This window comes from Pseudomonas sp. 18175, from assembly GCF_050432925.1.
In the GTDB taxonomy this organism is placed as follows: domain Bacteria; phylum Pseudomonadota; class Gammaproteobacteria; order Pseudomonadales; family Pseudomonadaceae; genus Aquipseudomonas.
The window spans coordinates 1-17,285 of the sequence record NZ_JBKFTO010000044.1; the positions used below are offsets into that span (position 1 = coordinate 1).

13 protein-coding genes are annotated in these 17,285 nt (G+C 61.6%); 5 read left to right on the forward strand and 8 right to left on the reverse strand.

Annotated elements, in window-relative coordinates:
- The first annotated feature begins 535 nt into the window (after nt 1-535).
- Nucleotides 536-1,012: a hypothetical protein gene (locus ACLD1Y_RS31345; RefSeq protein ID WP_429481505.1), complete on the forward strand. Its 477-nt coding sequence runs from the start codon at nt 536-538 to the stop codon at nt 1,010-1,012.
- A 309-nt stretch (nt 1,013-1,321) separates the two neighbouring features.
- Here the strand turns inward: ACLD1Y_RS31345 and ACLD1Y_RS31350 are convergent, their stop codons facing one another.
- Genes ACLD1Y_RS31350 through ACLD1Y_RS31360 form a run of 3 tightly spaced genes read right to left on the reverse strand, consistent with a single transcriptional unit; the run spans nt 1,322 to nt 6,986 of the window.
- Nucleotides 1,322-2,686 carry an efflux transporter outer membrane subunit gene (locus ACLD1Y_RS31350; protein ID WP_429481506.1) on the reverse strand — a complete coding sequence of 455 codons (1,365 nt, stop codon included), beginning with the start codon at nt 2,684-2,686 and terminating at the stop codon, nt 1,322-1,324.
- The gene (locus ACLD1Y_RS31355) at nt 2,683-5,814 is read right to left on the reverse strand and encodes an efflux RND transporter permease subunit (RefSeq protein ID WP_429481507.1); all 3,132 of its coding nucleotides are present in this window, start codon (nt 5,812-5,814) and stop codon (nt 2,683-2,685) included. Before ACLD1Y_RS31355 ends, ACLD1Y_RS31350 begins: the two co-directional genes overlap by 4 nt.
- A gap of 2 nt (nt 5,815-5,816) precedes the next feature.
- Nucleotides 5,817-6,986, reverse strand: a complete 1,170-nt coding sequence (locus ACLD1Y_RS31360) for an efflux RND transporter periplasmic adaptor subunit (protein WP_429481508.1) — start codon at nt 6,984-6,986, stop codon at nt 5,817-5,819.
- Nucleotides 6,987-7,134: 148 nt separating this feature from the next.
- Between ACLD1Y_RS31360 and baeS the strand changes: the two genes are divergently transcribed.
- From baeS to bamE, 3 genes are all read left to right on the forward strand, one after another.
- Nucleotides 7,135-8,520 carry a sensor histidine kinase efflux regulator BaeS gene (baeS, locus tag ACLD1Y_RS31365; RefSeq protein WP_429481509.1) on the forward strand — a complete coding sequence of 462 codons (1,386 nt, stop codon included), beginning with the start codon at nt 7,135-7,137 and terminating at the stop codon, nt 8,518-8,520.
- A gap of 3 nt (nt 8,521-8,523) precedes the next feature.
- Nucleotides 8,524-9,198, forward strand: a complete 675-nt coding sequence (locus tag ACLD1Y_RS31370; RefSeq protein ID WP_429481510.1) for a response regulator — start codon at nt 8,524-8,526, stop codon at nt 9,196-9,198.
- A gap of 178 nt (nt 9,199-9,376) precedes the next feature.
- Entirely contained in the window at nt 9,377-9,652 is a 276-nt protein-coding gene (gene bamE, locus ACLD1Y_RS31375) for an outer membrane protein assembly factor BamE domain-containing protein (RefSeq protein ID WP_429481511.1), read from the forward strand.
- A 139-nt stretch (nt 9,653-9,791) separates the two neighbouring features.
- On the opposite strand, the gene treS is transcribed toward bamE, so the two are convergent.
- Nucleotides 9,792-11,858: a maltose alpha-D-glucosyltransferase gene (gene treS, locus ACLD1Y_RS31380; RefSeq protein ID WP_429481512.1), complete on the reverse strand. Its 2,067-nt coding sequence runs from the start codon at nt 11,856-11,858 to the stop codon at nt 9,792-9,794.
- Nucleotides 11,859-12,064: 206 nt separating this feature from the next.
- A complete protein-coding gene (locus tag ACLD1Y_RS31385; protein ID WP_429481513.1) occupies nt 12,065-12,817 on the reverse strand; it encodes an SDR family NAD(P)-dependent oxidoreductase in 753 nt (250 codons plus the stop codon).
- Between the two features lie 144 nt (nt 12,818-12,961).
- Here ACLD1Y_RS31385 and ACLD1Y_RS31390 point away from each other — a divergent pair, with 144 nt between their 5' ends.
- Nucleotides 12,962-13,879, forward strand: coding sequence for a LysR family transcriptional regulator (locus tag ACLD1Y_RS31390; RefSeq protein WP_429481514.1), 918 nt, complete (start codon nt 12,962-12,964; stop codon nt 13,877-13,879).
- Between the two features lie 90 nt (nt 13,880-13,969).
- Here ACLD1Y_RS31390 and ACLD1Y_RS31395 read toward each other — a convergent pair whose 3' ends face one another.
- From ACLD1Y_RS31395 to ACLD1Y_RS31405, 3 genes are all read right to left on the reverse strand, one after another.
- A complete protein-coding gene (locus tag ACLD1Y_RS31395; protein ID WP_429481515.1) occupies nt 13,970-14,890 on the reverse strand; it encodes a helix-turn-helix transcriptional regulator in 921 nt (306 codons plus the stop codon).
- Between the two features lie 17 nt (nt 14,891-14,907).
- A complete protein-coding gene (gene eutH / locus ACLD1Y_RS31400) occupies nt 14,908-16,140 on the reverse strand; it encodes an ethanolamine utilization protein EutH (protein WP_429481516.1) in 1,233 nt (410 codons plus the stop codon).
- A gap of 82 nt (nt 16,141-16,222) precedes the next feature.
- Complete coding sequence (locus ACLD1Y_RS31405) at nt 16,223-16,987, reverse strand: SDR family NAD(P)-dependent oxidoreductase (RefSeq protein WP_429481517.1); 765 nt, start codon at nt 16,985-16,987, stop codon at nt 16,223-16,225.
- Nucleotides 16,988-17,285: the final 298 nt, after the last annotated feature.

The window sequence follows — 17,285 nt, forward strand, 5'->3', positions numbered from 1 at the left end:
GGGCGAAGTCTCCCACGGTCTGTACTGGCTAGAGTCAGATGCTGGCTTTTAGTCCCACCACCCCTACAAGTCTAACCATACAAGCTGGCTTGCCTGCGATAGCATTTTTTCGGTGTACATATCCGTTATTTGGGTAACGGCGGCTATGGGTTTCGCCCTTACGGCGAGTCACTTTGGAAAAGCCCCAAAGTAACCAAAGGACTCTTGCCCCACCACTCGGTGTCTCGCCTAGGCTCGACATGCCCTCACTCCGGCTTGAATCCGTGGGCCGCCGCAATGGGCCATCCATGGCCCAGTGCGGCTAACCCGGCGTCCTGCCGGGTTACCCACGGATTCAAGCCTGCGTTCGGCCAGCGTGGTTTAACGGGGCGCCTAAGATCAAGATCAAAAGCTAAAGAGCCAGAGACAGAGCCAGAGCCAGCCTGTGGATATCGCGGGCAAGTCCGTTCCCATATTTTAAGAACCGTCTTAATCCAATCCCGGCTTGTCATCGCTACGCTGGCCTTCCCCACCCGTACGCTGACAGGTAGTGCCCATGATCGACAAACAGCTGCGCATTCTTATCGTGGACGCCTTGCATGCCCACGTTCTGCAGATTGAAAAGATGCTCAACCGCATGGGTTATTACGCGATCGCCACCGCCGGCAGTGCCACCGAGGCGGCGAAGCTGAGCCGTGCCGGGAGGGCACCGTTTGATGTGTTGTTGGCGGCTGATCATCTGGTGCGACGGCCTGAAACGGGTGGTTCCTGGTTTGAGGTCTACGGCATCGAAAACGCATTCATCTACAGCCGCCCGGCTGACAGCCAGGACGTGCACTTTGTACGCCACGGCGAGCATTACTGGCGCTATGGCTTACCGGAATACCTGATGCTGGAATGGTTTATGGCCCGTTCAAAACGCAGGGTGCCCGAGGTGTTTGCAGATGGCCCGGCGGCGCCTTGTTACTTTGCTTTAACGGTCGATCACTGTGGCAGGGGGCTTTCCCCCGGCAGCGGAGCATCCCTCAACTAATGTAGCGACCGACGCACTGCCATCGGGGGAAAGCCCTAATGCCAGTCAGTTAAGAAATTGCATGCGCAAAACGGCCTCTGTGGTGAGCGGGCTTGCCCCGCGCTGGGCTGCGAAGCGGCCCTAATTCGGTCAACGCGTTCTGCCAGGTAGAACCCAGTTGTCTGATTTTGGGGCCGCTTCGCAGCCCAGCGCGGGGCAAGCCCGCTCACCACAAGATGGTGGCCGCCTTTGGTCTCCTTAACTGACTGGCATTAGGGCAAGCCCCCTCCCACACAAGCCTGCTTCCCACAGCGGAGGGTGATACAGCCGTTATTGCCAGCCACCGCCCATGACTTTGTACAAAGTCACTCGGTTGCTTTGCTCGGCCAAGCGCAAGGTAATCAAGTCCTGCTGGGCGCTGTACAACGAACGCTGTGAATCCAAAGCTTCGAGATAGCTTTGGTAGCCCCCACGGTAAAGCGCATCCGACAGCTCGAAGCTCTTCTGGCTGGCATCGGTCAACGCCTGTTGCGCCGCCAACCGCTGGTCCAACGTGCTACGTACCGCCAACGCGTCCGCCACTTCCTTGAACGCGGTTTGCAGGATCTGTTGATAGGTCTGCACCTGGATTTCCTTCTCGACCTTGGCCGCATCCAACGTGGCGCGGTTACTGCCGGCGTCGAAGATCGGCAGGCTGATGCTCGGCGCAAACGTCCACGCACCACTGCCGGCTTTGAACAAGCTGGAGAGCGCCGAACTGGCCGAGCCGGCATTCGCCGTCAAACTGATGCTGGGAAAAAACGCCGCACGGGCCGCGCCGATGTCGATATTGGCCGATTTGAGGCTGTGTTCTGCCGCCAATACATCCGGACGCCGCTGCAACAGGCTCGATGGCAACTCGGCCGGCACCTGCACCAATGCGGCGGCAGATTGCAGGCGTGTGCCCGGCAGCAACGCGTCGGGGATATCGCTGCCCACCAGCAGGCGCAAGGCATTGCGGTCTTGCAGGATCTGGCTTTGATACTCCGCCACATCGACCCGCGCCGACTCCACGGTGGTTTGCGCCTGGGCCACGGCGAGTGCCGCCGAACCGCCCAGGGCATGGCTGCGCTGGGTCAGTTCAAAGGTGGCTTGCTGGCTGGCCAGGGTGTCTTCGGCCAATTGCAGGTGCTCGTTGTCGGCGGCCAGGGTCAGCCAGGCGGTGCCTACTTCGGCCACCAGGCTGATCTGGGTGCTGCGCTTGGTTTCCGTCAGTGCGAGATAGGCTTCCAGCGCTTCGTCTTGCAGGTTTTGCACGCGACCGAACACGTCCACTTCATAGCTGCTCAGCCCCAACTGGGCGCTGTAGTCATGGGTAGTGCCGGTGCTGGCGGTGCGTGTGTGGGTGCCGCTGACACCTGCTTCAATCGTTGGAAACGCCGCCGCTCGCTGAATGCGGTATTGGGCCTGGGCTTTTTCGATATTCAGGCTGGCCAGGCGCAAGTCGCGGTTGTTGGCCAGGGCCAGGGTTTGCAACTGGGCCAGGCGGCTGTCAGTGAAAAACTGCTTCCATTGGATATCGGCCGCCACGTCGCCGCTAGCGGTGGCTTGCCACTCAGTCGGTACAGGCGCTTCTGGCTGTTGGTACTGCGGCGCCAGGTTGATGCAGCCACTCAGGGCCAGTGCGGCCAGGATCGGCCAGGTAAACCTCATCATGCGTCACCTTTCTGGACGGTTGGGGTTGCGGTGCTCACGCGGCCAAAGCGGCGGCGGATCAGCACAAAGAACAGCGGAACAAAGAAGATCCCCAGCACCGTGGCGCTGAACATGCCGCCCAGTACGCCGGTGCCGATGGCACGCCGGCCAGCGGAACCGGCACCGCTGCTGATAGCCAGGGGCAGTACGCCAAACATGAAGGCCAGGGAGGTCATCAGGATCGGCCGCAGGCGCTGGCGCACGGCGGTCAGCGTGGCGTCCCGCAGGCTGGCGCCCTGCTCTTGCAGGTGCTTGGCGAACTCGACGATGAGGATCGCGTTTTTCGCCGCCAGCCCCACAGTGGTCAACAACCCGACCTGGAAGTACACGTCATTGCTCAGGCCAGTAACGCGCGTGGCCAAGACCGCACCGACAACCCCCAACGGCACCACCAGGATCACCGAGAACGGCACCGACCAACTCTCGTACAACGCCGCCAGGCACAGGAACACGAACAGTACCGACACCCCGTACAACAACGGCGCCTGGGAGCCAGACAAACGCAGTTGGTAGGACTGCCCGGTCCACTCATACCCAATGCCTTGGGGCAGTTGCTTGGCGATGGCTTCCACCGCGTCCATGGCATCGCCGGAACTCACGCCGGGGGCTGGGTCGCCCACCACTTCCAGGGAGGCGCTGCCGTTGTAGCGCTCCAGCAACGGCGAGCCATAGCTCCACGAACTGCTGGCAAAGGATGAAAACGGCACCATCTCGTCATTGCTGTTACGCACAAACCAATGGTCCAGGTCGGCCGCCTGCATGCGCGAATCGGCGGCGCCCTGCACATACACCTTCTTCACCCGGCCCTGGTTGAGGAAGTCATTCACATAGCTGCCACCCAGCGCGGTGGACAAGGTGGTGTTGATGTCGCTGGTGGTGAGGCTCAGGGCACCGGCCTTGCGGTCGTCGATGGTCACCTTCAGTTGCGGCGTATCGTCCAGACCATTGCTGCGCACGCCCAGCAGGCGCGGGTCTTGTTTGGCCAGTTCGATAAATTGCTCGCGCGCCGCCACCAGGGCGTCATGGCCGAGGCCGCCGAGGTCCTTGAGTTGCAAGTCAAAGCCGGAGCTTTGCCCCAGCCCACGCACTGCCGGTGGCTGCATGACGAACACGTCGGCATCACCAACACTCTTGAGCGCCAGGGTGGCGCGTTGGGCAATCGACGCCGCATCCTGGCCGCTGGCGGAGCGTTCACTCCAGTCCTTGAGGCGGATAAACGCCCGTGCGGTGTTCTGGCTGTTACCGCCCATGCCCAGGCCGGTGATGCTGATCATCGCCTCGACTTCGGGCTGCTTGAGCATGTAGTCCTCGAACTGCGCCATCACCGCCTGGGTGCGGCTGTCGGTGGCACCCACTGGCAGCTGGATCTGGGCCATGAGGATGCCCTGGTCTTCATCCGGCAAAAACGAGGTGGGCAGGCTGGCGTAACCGGCCGCCATGGCCAAGGCCACCAACGCGTACACCAACAGGCTGCGACGACCACGTTGCAATACCGCGCCGACCAAACCTTCGTAGCGCGCCGAGCACCGTTCAAAACCGCGGTTGAACCAGCCAAAAAAGCCGCGTTGGCTGCCGTGGGCGTCCGAAGGTTTTAGCAGCGTGGCGCACAACGCCGGTGTCAGGGTCATCGCCACCAGCACCGACAGCACCATGGCCGAAACGATGGTCACGGAAAACTGCCGGTAGATGATCCCGGTGGAGCCGCCGAAAAACGCCATCGGGATAAACACCGCGCTGAGCACCAAGGCGATGCCGATCAAGGCACTGGTGATTTCCGCCATGGATTTGCGCGTGGCCTCCAGGGCTGGTAGGCCCTCCTCGCTCATCACCCGTTCGACGTTTTCCACCACCACGATGGCATCGTCCACCAGCAAGCCGATGGCGAGCACCATGGCGAACATGGTCAGCGTATTGATCGAATAGCCGAACAACGCCAGCACGCCAAAGGTGCCGAGCAACACCACTGGCACGGTAATCGCCGGGATCAACGTGGCCCGCAGGTTTTGCAGGAACAGGAACATGATCAGCACCACCAGCACGATGGCCTCGCCCAAGGACTTGACCACTTCCTCGATGGACAGGCTCACGAACGGCGTGGTGTCGTAGGCGATCACGTTTTTGAGCTGCATTTCAGTCGGGTAGTACGGTTCCATTTCCTTGAGCTTGGCCTTGACCGCCTCGCCCACGTCGAGCGCGTTGGCGCCCGCCGCCAGTTGTACGCCCATGGCCGCCGCCGGTTTACCGTTGAGTGCGGAGTTGACGTCGTAACTTTCGCTGCCCAGCTCTACGGTTGCCACATCCCCCAGCAGTACCACCGCGCCGTCGCTGGTGGACTTGACCACCACTTGGCGAAATTCCTCGGCGGTTTGCAGTTTGCTGCGGGCGGTGATGGTGGCGTTGAGTTGCTGGCCCTTGGCGGCGGGCAGCGCGCCGAGCTGGCCGGCAGAGACTTCGGTGTTTTGCGCTTCCAGGGCGGTGCTCACGTCCGAAGGCATCAGCGCGTATTTTTCCAGCAACGCAGGGTCGAGCCAAATGCGCATGGCGTAGCCCGAGCCCAAGGTTTTCACCTCGCCCACGCCGTCGATACGGCTGATGGAGTCGAGCAAGGTGCTGGAGATGTAGTCGCCGATCTGCGTGCCGGTAACGCTGGGATTGTCCGAGGCCAACGCGGCGATCATCAGGAAGTCCGAACCGCCCTTGGTCACCGTCAGGCCCTCGCTCTGCACCGACTGGGGCAGGCGCGATTCGGCCTGTTGCAGCTTGTTCTGCACCTGCATCTGCGCCACATCCGGGTCGGTGCCGGCGCCAAAGGTCAGGTTGATACTGGCGCTGCCCGCCGAGCTGCTGGAGGACGACATGTAGGTGAGGTTGTCCAGGCCGGTGAGGGCCTGTTCGATGACTTGGGTCACCGAGTCTTCCACGGTCTTGGCCGACGCGCCGGTGTAGGTGGCCGAGATCCTTACCGTGGGCGGTGCGATATCCGGGTATTGTTCCAGCGGCAATTGGCTGATGGACAACGCGCCGCCGAGCATGATCACGATGGCGATCACCCAGGCAAAAATCGGTCGATCAATAAAGAAACGCGCCATGTTCAACCCTCCTTGGCCAGTGTGCCGGCGTCCACGGCCTGGGTTTGCACCACGGCGCCCACCCGGACTTTCTGCCCGCCTTCGACGATCACCTGGTCACCGGCCTGCAAACCGGCGGTGACCCACCACTGGTTGCCGACGGTGCGGTTGACGGTGATCACGCGCTGTTCAACCTTGCCATCGACCACCAGCAATACCGAGGTCACGCCGCTGGCGCTGCGGGTCACGGCTTTTTGCGGGATCAGGATCGCCTGGTCATCGCGGGCCTGTTCCAGCTCGCCACGCACGTACATGCCCGGCAGTAACAGGTGATCGGGGTTGGCAAATACCGCACGCAAGGTCACGGTGCCGGTGCTTTGGTTGACGCTGACGCCGCTGAACTTGAGGCGGCCTTCCTGGTTGTAGGTGCTGCCGTCATCCAGCTTGAGGCTGATGCGCGCTTCGCCGTCGCTGTTGGCTTGCAACACGCCGCTGGCCAGGTCGCGCTTGAGGCCGAGCAACTCGCTGGTGGATTGGGTCACGTCAACGTAGATCGGGTCGAGTTGCTGCACGGTGGTCAGCGCGGTGTCTTGGTCGGCCACCACCAAGGCGCCGGGGGTGACGGTTGAAATCTCGATGCGCCCGGCCACTGGCGAGCTGATGCGGGTATAGCCCAGGTTGATGCGGGCGGTCTCGACATCGGCCTGGGCCACTTGCACGTCGGCGGTGGCGGTCAGCAGGGTGGCCTGGGAGTCCTCATAGGTCTGCTGGCTGATGGCGTCGATCTTCACCAGTTGCGCATTACGGGTAGCGGTGGTCTGCGCCGATTTCAGCGTGGCGCGGGATTTACTCAAGGTCGCCTCGGCCTGGGCCAGTGTGGCCTTGTAAGGCGCGGCGTCCAGCTGGTAGAGCGCCTGGCCGACCTTGACTTCGGCACCTTCGACAAACAAGCGCTGCTGCACGATGCCGCCGACCTGTGGGCGGATCTCGGCGACCATAAAGGCTTGGGTGCGTCCGGCCAGCTCGGTGGTGAGCACCTGGCTTTTCGGTTGCACGGTCAATACCGTCACCTTGGGTGTGGCGGCCTCGGGGGCCGGGTCGCCGGCCGAACAGCCGCCGAGCACGGCGAGGATGATCACGGAAAGGAAAACCGCGGCGGTTACCAGGTATTTGGCGAAGAATTTAGTCGACATATCTGCCTCTGCAAGACGGGATGGCGCAAGCCTTACCTTCATGCTGCAAGGCAAATGTGCAGGAAAATTGAAGATTGCCCGCCTGGGTTGAATCTTTTGCGCCTGGAGGCCTAAATGGGCGGGTCCCTTTATTACGGCCTGTGTGTTCATGAAGCTGAGTATTTCCACCAAGTTGTTTGTCGCGGTGCTGGCCGGTGTGTTGCTGGTCATCCTCAGCATGGGGGTGGCCACCAGTTGGAGTTTTGGCCGCGGATTCCTGGGCTATATCAATGAACAGGCGCTGGAGCGCATGGCACCGGTATTGCCGCGCCTAGCCAGCGTTTACGCGCGTGAAGGCAGCTGGGAGTACTTTCGCAACCAGCCTGACCGCTGGTTTGAAGTGATGCGCCCAGAGCCTGGCGAGCAACAGGCGGTGCGTGACTTGCGCACGCCACAGATTTCCGACCTGACCGGGGCGCTGTTCCGTATCGCCCTGCTCGATAAAGACAAGCAACGCGTCACCGGCTACCCCGCCATCGGCGATGACGCCTTGGCTCTGCCGATTGTGGTGGCCGGTGACACCGTCGGCTGGCTGGCCGTAACGCCCTTCCAAAGCGTTACCGAAGCCGGTGGTGAACGCTTCCAGCAATACCAGTTGCGTACGAGTTTGGTGATGGGGGTGTTCTCCCTGCTGCTGGCGATGCTGATTGCCTGGTGGGTCGCCCGCACCTTGCTCGGACCGGTCAAGCGCGTGGCAGCGGCTACCCACCGCCTGGCCAGCGGCGACTACAGCGGCCGGGTGGCGGTGGCGTCCAACGACGAAGTGGGCCAGTTGGCCCGGGACTTCAACCAGTTGGCCTACACCCTGGAGCGCAACGAGAAAATGCGTCGCGAGTTCATGGCCGACGTGTCCCATGAACTGCGTACCCCGCTGTCGGTGCTGCGCGGTGAATTGGAGGCGATCGAGGACGGCGTGCGTACCCTCGACCAGAAAGCCATGAAGTCGCTGCAAGGCGAAGTCAGCATGCTCAGCAAGCTGGTGGATGACCTGTATGAGCTTTCGTTGGCGGATGTCGGCGCCCTCACCTACCGCAAGTCGCCCTGCGTGCTCAATGAGTTGCTCGAACACAGTGTCAGCATGTTCCAGGAGCGCTTGAACAACCGGCAGTTGCGCGTGGAACTGACGCTGCCCGCCCAGCCCCTTGAACTGGTGGCCGATGCCAACCGGTTGCAGCAGTTATTCTCCAACTTGCTGGAAAACGCGGTGCGCTACACCGACCCGGAGGGCGTGGTACGGATCGCCGCCGCCGTGGAGCGGGACGAGGTCCGTATCGATTTCATGGACTCCGGTCCCGGTGTATCGGCCAATCAATTGCCCCGCCTGTTCGAACGGTTCTATCGCGGCGAGTCCTCGCGCAACCGCACCAGTGGTGGCGCCGGCCTGGGCCTGGCGATCTGCCATAGTATCGCCCTCGCCCACGGCGGCAGCCTCAGCGCCGACCATTCGCCCTTGGGCGGCCTGTGGCTGACCCTGCGCCTGCCACGGAGCCTGTAAACCATGAGCGATGAACGCCCGATCCTGATCGTCGAAGACGAACCCAAGCTCGCCGCACTGATGCAGGACTACCTCACGGCGGCCGGCCACACCACCTTGTGCCTGGACAACGGCCTGCAAGTGGTGCCGGCAGTACGCGCCCACGACCCCAAGCTGATCCTGTTGGACCTGATGCTGCCCGGTCGTGACGGCATGCAACTGTGCCAAGACCTGCGGGGGTTCAGCGCGGTGCCGATCATCATGATCACCGCCCGCGTCGAAGAAGTGGACCGCCTGCTGGGCCTGGAACTGGGCGCCGACGACTACATCTGCAAGCCGTTCAGCCCCCGTGAGGTGGTGGCCAGGGTCAAGGCGATCCTGCGCCGCAGCCCGCAGTTGCTAAACACTGCGGCACCGCGCCTGGTGATTGACGAAACGCAGTACCTGGCGACTCTCGACGGCATCACCCTTGACCTCACGCCCCTGGAGCTGCGCCTGCTCAACACCTTTGCCCGCAGCCCAGGCAGAGTGTTCTCCCGCGACCAGTTGCTGGACCAGATCTACTCCGACCACCGCGTGGTCACCGACCGCACCGTGGACAGCCATATCCGCAACCTGCGGCGCAAGCTGGAACAGGCGTGCCCGGGGGAAACGCCGATTGAGTCGTTGTATGGGGTGGGGTATCGGTTCCAACTGTGAACACCAATGCCTTGTGGTGAGCGAGTAGAAACTAATCTGTGGCGAGGGAGCTTGCTCCCGTTGGACTGCGCAGCAGTCCCATTCTTTTAAATAAACAGCCGGGGCCGCTACGCGGCCCATCGGGAGCAAGCTCCCTCGCCACAAGTAAGTGTTTGGCCTTAACTGAACTGGCACCTACGTGTCTCAGCAGCAAGTTGATGCCTTCCAGAAAGGCAAGACCCGCCAGGCCGACGTAATTGCCGCCATCGGCAACCCGCCGCAAAAAGCCGAGATCATGGGCAAGGAAGTGTGGACCTACACCTACACCTTGATTCCGGCACTGCCATTCCAGCCGAACAAGTTTGAAAACACCGTGGTGGAATTCGACAAGAAAGGCGTGCTGGTGAATGCCTACAAGTCCGGTGGTACACCTGGGCAGAGTGGCAACCCGCTGATCAACGCTGCAGGCCTCTAAAACCTGCGCTGTACCCCTGTGGGAGCGGCGGTGCGACGATTCGACTTGCTCGCGAATGCGATAGGTCAGTCGACTCATTAAGTGACTGATACACCGCATTCGCGAGCAAGCCCGCTCCCACATTTTTGACCGCGCTCGGTCACACCATTGGGGTGCTGCTGACGACGCGTAAGGCCAGCCCCTCATACGCATCCAGCGTAATCGTGAACTCGCCTTCCGCCGTTAAATCCCCCTCGACCCGTTCATTGATGATGTCCACCACCAACCCGGCTGCAATATCCGGCAAGTGCAGGGTTTCGGTGATCGGCGTCGCACCGAAATTCAACGCGGTGATTTGCGTGCCTTTGCCAGCGGGCAATTCGTGCACCATCACCAGCAGCCCTGGATGCTGCACGTCCGGCACCAAAATCTGGCGGCTGGCGGCGATATCATAGGCGCGGCGTACCGCGAGGATTTTTTGCAGTTGCGAGGCGAAGGAATCCGGGTCTTGCAGCTGTGTGTTGAGGCTACCGTAGAGCGTTCGCGCGCGAGGCATGTGCCCGGCGGACAGTTCGGCGTCGGGGTTCAAGTCCACCAGGTCGTAGGCGCCGCGATGAACCCAGCGCGTATCGCCGTCCTGCATCAAGTGCGCAACCTCCTCGGCGGCCAGCGGCAATGCACCGACCAGGTCCCAACCGGACAAGGCGAACACCCCAGGCTGCATGGCGTTGTACATCACCAGCAGCACATGGATCTGGCGAATCTGCTGGATGTCCGCCTGGGTAATCGCGTCCAGGTCACGAATACCCAACGCCGCCGTGATGATGCTGGCGGTGGTGCACGACACCCCATTGGTCACGAACTTGAGGTTATACGGCGCATGTTCGCCCGCCAGGCGTTCGTACATCTGCTCGCGGATATGCTCGCGCAGGATATTGCCGGGGAAGGTCTGGCCCTGGTACAGAAAGCTGTCATTGGCGTGCAGGGTCCAGAAGTGCACCAGCTCCAGGGTAAGTTCGTCGTGGTTCTGCAACGCGTGGATCAGCGAGCCAGGATCGATGCCCAGGCTGTGCATCTGGCGCAGCATCAGGCGCAGGAATTCGGTGTCGCCCATCAGCAAGGCATGTTGGTAGGCTGGACGGGTGATGAAGTCATAGGACAGGTCGGCGCCGCCGTGGGACATGGCGGCGATGTCGTCCACCGTGAGGTTCAACTCCTGGAAACTGAAACCCCCGGCCTTGCGGATTGCCCCGCCGATCAGTTGGTTGCCGGTGATCGACAGCGGGTGGCTTTCCGACCAGGCCGTGCCATCGGGTTTGCGCTCCACGCCGAGAAAACCGTTGGCGTCCAGGCGCAGGATCTTGGCGCCCATCACGTCGATGGCATGCAGGGCGTCGCCGATAATCATCTGTTGCGCGGCGAAGGTCGGGTCCAGCCAGTTCAGTGACGGCTGGCCCTCCTTGAAGTAATGCAGGTACACCCAGCGCCGTGGCTTGCCGTCTACACCCATGACGATTGGCGTAGTGCTCCAGTCGGTTTCCTTCACGCCGGGCTCGAAAAAGATCACCCGTTGCAGTTGGCCGACGATGTAGTGCTTGTCGCGCAGCGCGTCCACCTGCAACGGGCTGAGGTTCTGCGCATCACGGCCTTCGGCGACGTCCGGCAGCAGCGGCCAGTCTTCTTCGCGGATTTCCACCATGTGGTACAGGCCGGGGTAATCCTCGTAGGCCATCTCGGCCAGGCGAAAGTCTGCACCCTTACCCGTGTGGGACGGGATCACGTCGTCGATGATCACCGCATTGTGAGCCGCGGCCATGCGGGTCATGGCCTGCAATTGCGCTTCGGTGCCCAGCTCGGGGTCGATTTCGAAGCTGATGCGGTCGAAGTTGCCGTCGATGGTCGGCGTGTGACGCGTACCGCTCAGGCCACCGGATTTCTTCAACGGGCCGTTGTGAATGCCCTGGATACCGATCTTCGACAGCGCATGCCACAGGCTTTCATCCCCCAGGGCCTCCAACACCGTACCGCCCTCGCGGGTCACGATCGACGCCGGATACGCGGTGAACCATACCGAGGATAACGCGGTGGCATCCCGAGGCCGGGTCTGTGCGTAAGGCTGCTGCCACAACCGGCCCTGGCCCGAATACAGCTTGGCGCGCTGGCGTGCCGCGTGGAGCATCGATTGCTCTACCAGCCAGTTCACATGGTTGTTTTCAGCCGCTGTCATAAGCCCTGTCCCCGTGGTCGTGAAAAGTTGCTTGTAGACATATGAGGGGCGTGGGGGGCATTCGTTGCATCGCAATGTACCTGTGGCGAGGGAGCTTGCTCCCGCTGGGCTGCGAAGCGGCCCCAGCTTTTCAGACTGGGATTGCTGCGCAATCCAACGGGACGGTGCGACGATTCGACAAGCTCCCTCGCCACAAGTGACCCGGCTCAGACTTGCTGCTGACCACCGTCGACGAACAACTCGATGCCGTTGACGAAGCTCGCATCGTCCGACGCCAGGAAAAGCGCAGCGGCGGCGATTTCTTCGGGTTCGCCCACGCGGCCCATCGGGATCTGCGAGGCCAGGTAGTCGAGCAAGCCTTGTTGCTGGGCTGCATCAGGGCCGGCCAGGTCGACCAGGCCCGGGGTGCGGGTGGCGCCGGGGCTGATGGTGTTGATGCGTACGTGGCGGTCCTTGAGGTCGAGGATCCAGTTGCGAGCAAAGGAGCGCACGGCGGCTTTGGACGCGGCGTACACACTGAATGCCGGGGTGCCGGCGCTGGCAGCGGTGGAGCCGGTGAGGATCACCGAGGCGTTCTTGGCCAGCAGCGGCAAGGCTTTTTGGACGGTGAACAGTACGCTTTTGACATTACGGTCGAAGGTGGCGTCGAAGTGCTCTTCGCTGATCTCACCCAGGGGCAGCATGGAACCGCCGCCGGCGTTGGCGAACAGGACGTCGAGGTGACCGTGGCTGCCTTGGATCTGTGCGTACAACGCGTCGAGTTGATCCAGTTGGGTCGAGTCCACTTGCACGCCGGTGGCGTTGCCCACCAGGGCGACTGCGGCGTCCAGTTCGGCGCGGCGGCGGCCAGTGATGTAGACGTGGGCGCCTTCAGCGGCGAAACGTTGGGCGGTGGCCAGGCCGATGCCAGTGGTGCCGCCGGTAACCAGTGCGATTTTGCCTTCGAGTTTGCGAGCCATGATGTTTTCCTCAGCTGTTAAGTAAGTTGTTAAGTAAGTTGCTAGGTAAGTTGCTAGGTAAGTTGTTGCGGTGTGGGAGAAGCATATCGACGGCTCGTAACTTTCAAAATAGAATCATCTGAAACTCATCGTTGCAGATTTGAAATGAGCAAACTCCCGGATTTCGAAGGCTTGGCCATGTTTGCCAAAGTGGCAGAGGAAGGTTCGTTCGCGGCGGCGGCGCGGCTGATGGGCGTGTCGGTGCCCACCGTGTCGCGGGCGGTGGCGCGTTTGGAGGAGCGCCTGGGTGGGCGTTTGTTCAACCGCACGTCGCGTCAGTTGGCGTTGACCGAGTTCGGCATCAGCATGGCGGCCAGGGCTGGCGAGGTGTATCGCCAGGCCGAAGAAGTGGAAAGCGCGGCCCGGGAACTGTCGGTACAGCCGCGCGGGCATGTGCGGCTGGCGGTGCCGATGGCGTTCGGTTTGCGTTGGGTGGCGCCGTTGCTGCCAGCGTTGATCCGACAATACCCGGAGCTGACGGTGGACCTGCACTTGTCGGACGCCTCGGTGGATTTGATCGCCGAAGGCTTCGACGCGGCGCTGCGAATCGCCACCCTGCCCGACTCGTCCCTGGTGGCGCGGCGCTTGTGTGGCGTCACCCAATACCTGGTCGCGGCGCCCGCCTACCTCGACGCCAACGGCCACCCCGCTCATCCACGGGACCTCAGCGGCCGCCCCTGCCTGAGCTATGCCTATCGCGCGCGCAGTCAGGTCTGGCGGTTTACCCATGACGATGGCCGCGAGGAGGATGTAACGCCCAACGGCCCGTTGCGGGTCACCAACTCCGAAGCCTTGCTGCCGGTGCTGCTCGAAGGTTTGGCGGTTGCCGAACTGCCGGAGTTCATTGCCAGCGAATACCTGGCGGATGGGCGCTTGGAAAGGGTTCTACCGGGGTGGAACATGGCCACGGGCGGCTTGTATTTCGTCACGCCTTCGGCCCGCAGTCGGCCGATGAAGATCAAGGCACTCTCGGATTTTTTTGCCGAGCACCTGAGTACCCCCACATGGCGCTGGCACTTGTAGGAGCGAGCTTGCTCGCGAAAAACGTTAACGCTAACGCGTACTGTCAGGATGCCCGCGTCGTGCTTGAGTTTTTCGCGAGCAAGCTCGCTCCTACAACGGGCCGGTGAGGTAGCCAATGAATAGCCGGAACAGCTCGGCATTGGTGGAAATGTCGAGCCGTTGGTAGATGTTGTGTTTGTGCACCTTCACGGTGCCTTCGGAGATGTTCAGCACCGCCGCGATCGACTGGCTGCTGTNTAGCCGGAACAGCTCGGCATTGGTGGAAATGTCGAGCCGTTGGTAGATGTTGTGTTTGTGCACCTTCACGGTGCCTTCGGAGATGTTCAGCACCGCCGCGATCGACTGGCTGCTGTGCCCTTGCAGGATCAGCTTGGCGATGTAGCGCTGGGTCTCCGTCAGTTGCCCTTGCAGGATGTGCACGAACGCATCTTCGGAACGGGCGTCGGTGTTTTCCGCGCTGGCATAGAAGTCGCTGTGCCTGAGCCGGCAATGCAGCTCCAGCAAAGCGCTGATCACCGGTGCCAGGCCTTCCAGGGCCTTGATTTCGCTGGACAGAAACGCGCCATTCTTGAGGTTGCGCATCAACGAATACACCACCGCCACCCGCGGTTGTACGGGAACGATAAAGCCGATTTCTTCAATCTGCGTGCCATGCTCGGAGGACACGCAGGGGTGCAAGTCCGGGGAAATCGCAAAGCCCGACGAGAAGAAGCAGTCCGGTGCCAGGTCGCTCATGCGGTACACACCGGCCGGGTGATCGTTGATGCAGGCCACGTAGAACGGGTCCAGCAGGTAGCCGCCGCGCAGGTAGGCGCTCAGGGTCTTTTCCGGCACCGAGCGGTTGTAGCCGTTGTGGATCAGCAGCGGCGACTGGTTGAAGCGAAACAGGTAGCCGCAACTCATCTCGAAGCCCAGGGTGCTTCTTAGCGCTGTATCGATGCACGCCCCCAAGCGATCGGTGCCAACGGCACCGATCAGGGTCGAGAGCATCTTCGCGTCCGCGTCTCTCATGGTTGCCACACTTCTGGTCAGGTCAATTCGGGCGTGCCCACAGGCAGCTGCTGCTGGCGGTCCTGCTCCCCCAGTTCGAGGGCCTTGGGCACCGCCAACCAGTAAGCAAGTGCCATGCCGAGCAGGCCGCCACCGAGTTTACCGATAATCAGCGGCAGAATCAGAGAGGGCTGGAAATTGGCGGAGTACGCCAGGTGGTCACCAAAGGTGAACGCCGCGCACACCGAAAAAGCGATCACCAGCACCTTGTCCTTGGGCGGCATGTCGGCCACCAGGCGGAACATCGCCAGGATATTTGCTGATGCGGCCAACAGGCCCGCTGCCCCTACCGCAGACAAGCCCAGTACCGCAGCAGCCTTTTCAATCGGGCGCGACAGAAAGCGCTTGATCAGGTAGACCATCGGGAACGCACCACACAGCATGATGCCCACGTAGCCGGCGATCTCCAGGGCGCGGAACTGGTCTTCTTTATCGGCAATGATCGGCGCAAAGCCCCAGGTGCCGAACACCGAGCTGAAAAAGCCGGTGAAGTATTCAACGATGGATGCCACCAGTACCAAGGTCACCGCGCCGTACACCACTTGGCCCAGGCGCAGGAAGATCTGCACCATCAGGTTGGGCAAGTAACGCAACGCGGCGGCCAGAGCAACGCAGAACACAATCAACGGCATCAGGTTGCGCACCAGCATGCCCAGGTCAAAATGCAACGCTTGGGTGGGCGCGCCGAAGGTGGCGATGTCCGGCCTTACGCCGAGCCCAAGGAACTCGATGCCCATGGCAATCATGATGATGCTGATGGGAATGCTCAGCAGCCCGGCCATGATGCCCAGGGCCATGTACTTGTGATCGGCCTTGGCCAACATCGCCAGGCCCACCGGGATGACGAAGATCACCGTGGAGCCGGACTGAAACCCGGTGATCAGGCCGAGAATCCAACCTTCCGGGCTTTGGGACAGTGCGTGGGCCAATTGATAGCCGCCCAAATCCGCCGCGATGAAAATCGGCCCGGCAATGCCGGCGTCCGAGCCCATCGCCAGAAAGATTGGCGCTAACAGTTTGGTGATGAAGCTGGTGATGAAGGGAATGGCGGCCATGATGCCTGCAACCGGAAGGAAGATTGGCCCAATGCTGTGGATGCCCGCGTTGAACTCTTTGGCCAGCTCCGATTCGGCGCTGAACACTGATGCCAGCCCGCCGATGACGGCGCACACCATGATGACGTAAATGACATACGTGCCTATATGTTCCATTGCAGCCTCTGCTTTTTAGAAAGTTATTGTTGGGCAGATGGGTGTTGCAGAAGGTGTTCTTATTGGCGGTCAGTTATCTGACTCAGAGTGCGGTGTAACCGTTGTCGACGAACAGTTGGGCGCCATTGACGAAGCTGGCATCGTCGCTGGCCAGGAACAGCGCGGCCTTGGCGACCTCTGCGGGTACACACAGGCGGCCCTGCATCGCGCTGATCGCCTCGTCGGAGGCATCCACTCCAAGGCCTCGCAACAGATCCAGCTCGCGCTTGCCATGGGCCGTAGCGATAAAGCCTGGGCAAAGGGCATTGCTGCGGATATTGCGATCTCGGAATTCCACCGCGATGGCCCGGGCAAACATGTGGCAGGCGCCTTTGGTGGTGCAGTAGAGGACTTCCATCGGCGTGCCGACCACGGCAGAGATGGACGACGTGGAAATAATGCTCCCACCGCCCGCCTCGATCATGCCCGGTAACACCGCCTTGGTGACCAGGAACATGCTTTTGACGTTGATGTTCATCAAGCGCTCCCAGTCCGCTTCGACGGTTTCCAGGAACGGCCCGGCGGCAATGGTGCCGGCGTGGTTCATCAACACCGTGATCGGGCCAAAGCGCTGTTCGGCGAGCCTGACCGAGTGGTGTACCTGGTCGGCTATGGAGACATCCGTGGGCAGGAAATATGCGGTACCGCCCTCGGCATTGATACGTGCGGCAACGGCTTCACCGTCGCTGGAGGGCAGGTCGAGGATTGCGACCTTGGCGCCTTCTTGTGCGAACAGTTGCGACACCGCCAGGCCACAACCGCCTGCTCCGCCACTGATCAATGCCACTTTGCCGTTTAATCGTCCCATGGGGCGTTCCTCGTTGATTAGCTTGGTAAATCCTGGGGAGTGAAGCTAACGAGGGGGCGCTGAATGGTCCATATACCGGGTGGTATATGGAGCCCTTGCAGGCTGGGTCGGAGTGCATATCCATTATTTAGGTGAAGGCCGCTATTGGTTTCGCCCTTACGGCGAGTCACTTTGGAAAAGAGCCCCAAAGTAACCAAAGGGCTCTTGCCCCACCACTCGGCACCTCGCTTAGGCTCGGTGTGCCCGAACGCAGGCTTGAATCCGTGGGCCGCCGCCACGCGCCATCCATGGCGCGGGG

What these genes read in the sequence shown, in the direction of transcription:
- ACLD1Y_RS31345 (WP_429481505.1), top strand. Translation starts at nt 536, where the DNA reads ATGATCGACAAACAGCTGCGCATTCTTATCGTGGACGCCTTGCATGCC.
- ACLD1Y_RS31350 (WP_429481506.1), bottom strand. Translation starts at nt 2,686, where the DNA reads ATGATGAGGTTTACCTGGCCGATCCTGGCCGCACTGGCCCTGAGTGGC.
- ACLD1Y_RS31355 (WP_429481507.1), bottom strand. Translation starts at nt 5,814, where the DNA reads ATGGCGCGTTTCTTTATTGATCGACCGATTTTTGCCTGGGTGATCGCC.
- ACLD1Y_RS31360 (WP_429481508.1), bottom strand. Translation starts at nt 6,986, where the DNA reads ATGTCGACTAAATTCTTCGCCAAATACCTGGTAACCGCCGCGGTTTTC.
- baeS (WP_429481509.1), top strand. Translation starts at nt 7,135, where the DNA reads ATGAAGCTGAGTATTTCCACCAAGTTGTTTGTCGCGGTGCTGGCCGGT.
- ACLD1Y_RS31370 (WP_429481510.1), top strand. Translation starts at nt 8,524, where the DNA reads ATGAGCGATGAACGCCCGATCCTGATCGTCGAAGACGAACCCAAGCTC.
- treS (WP_429481512.1), bottom strand. Translation starts at nt 11,858, where the DNA reads ATGACAGCGGCTGAAAACAACCATGTGAACTGGCTGGTAGAGCAATCG.
- ACLD1Y_RS31385 (WP_429481513.1), bottom strand. Translation starts at nt 12,817, where the DNA reads ATGGCTCGCAAACTCGAAGGCAAAATCGCACTGGTTACCGGCGGCACC.
- ACLD1Y_RS31390 (WP_429481514.1), top strand. Translation starts at nt 12,962, where the DNA reads ATGAGCAAACTCCCGGATTTCGAAGGCTTGGCCATGTTTGCCAAAGTG.
- eutH (WP_429481516.1), bottom strand. Translation starts at nt 16,140, where the DNA reads ATGGAACATATAGGCACGTATGTCATTTACGTCATCATGGTGTGCGCC.
- ACLD1Y_RS31405 (WP_429481517.1), bottom strand. Translation starts at nt 16,987, where the DNA reads ATGGGACGATTAAACGGCAAAGTGGCATTGATCAGTGGCGGAGCAGGC.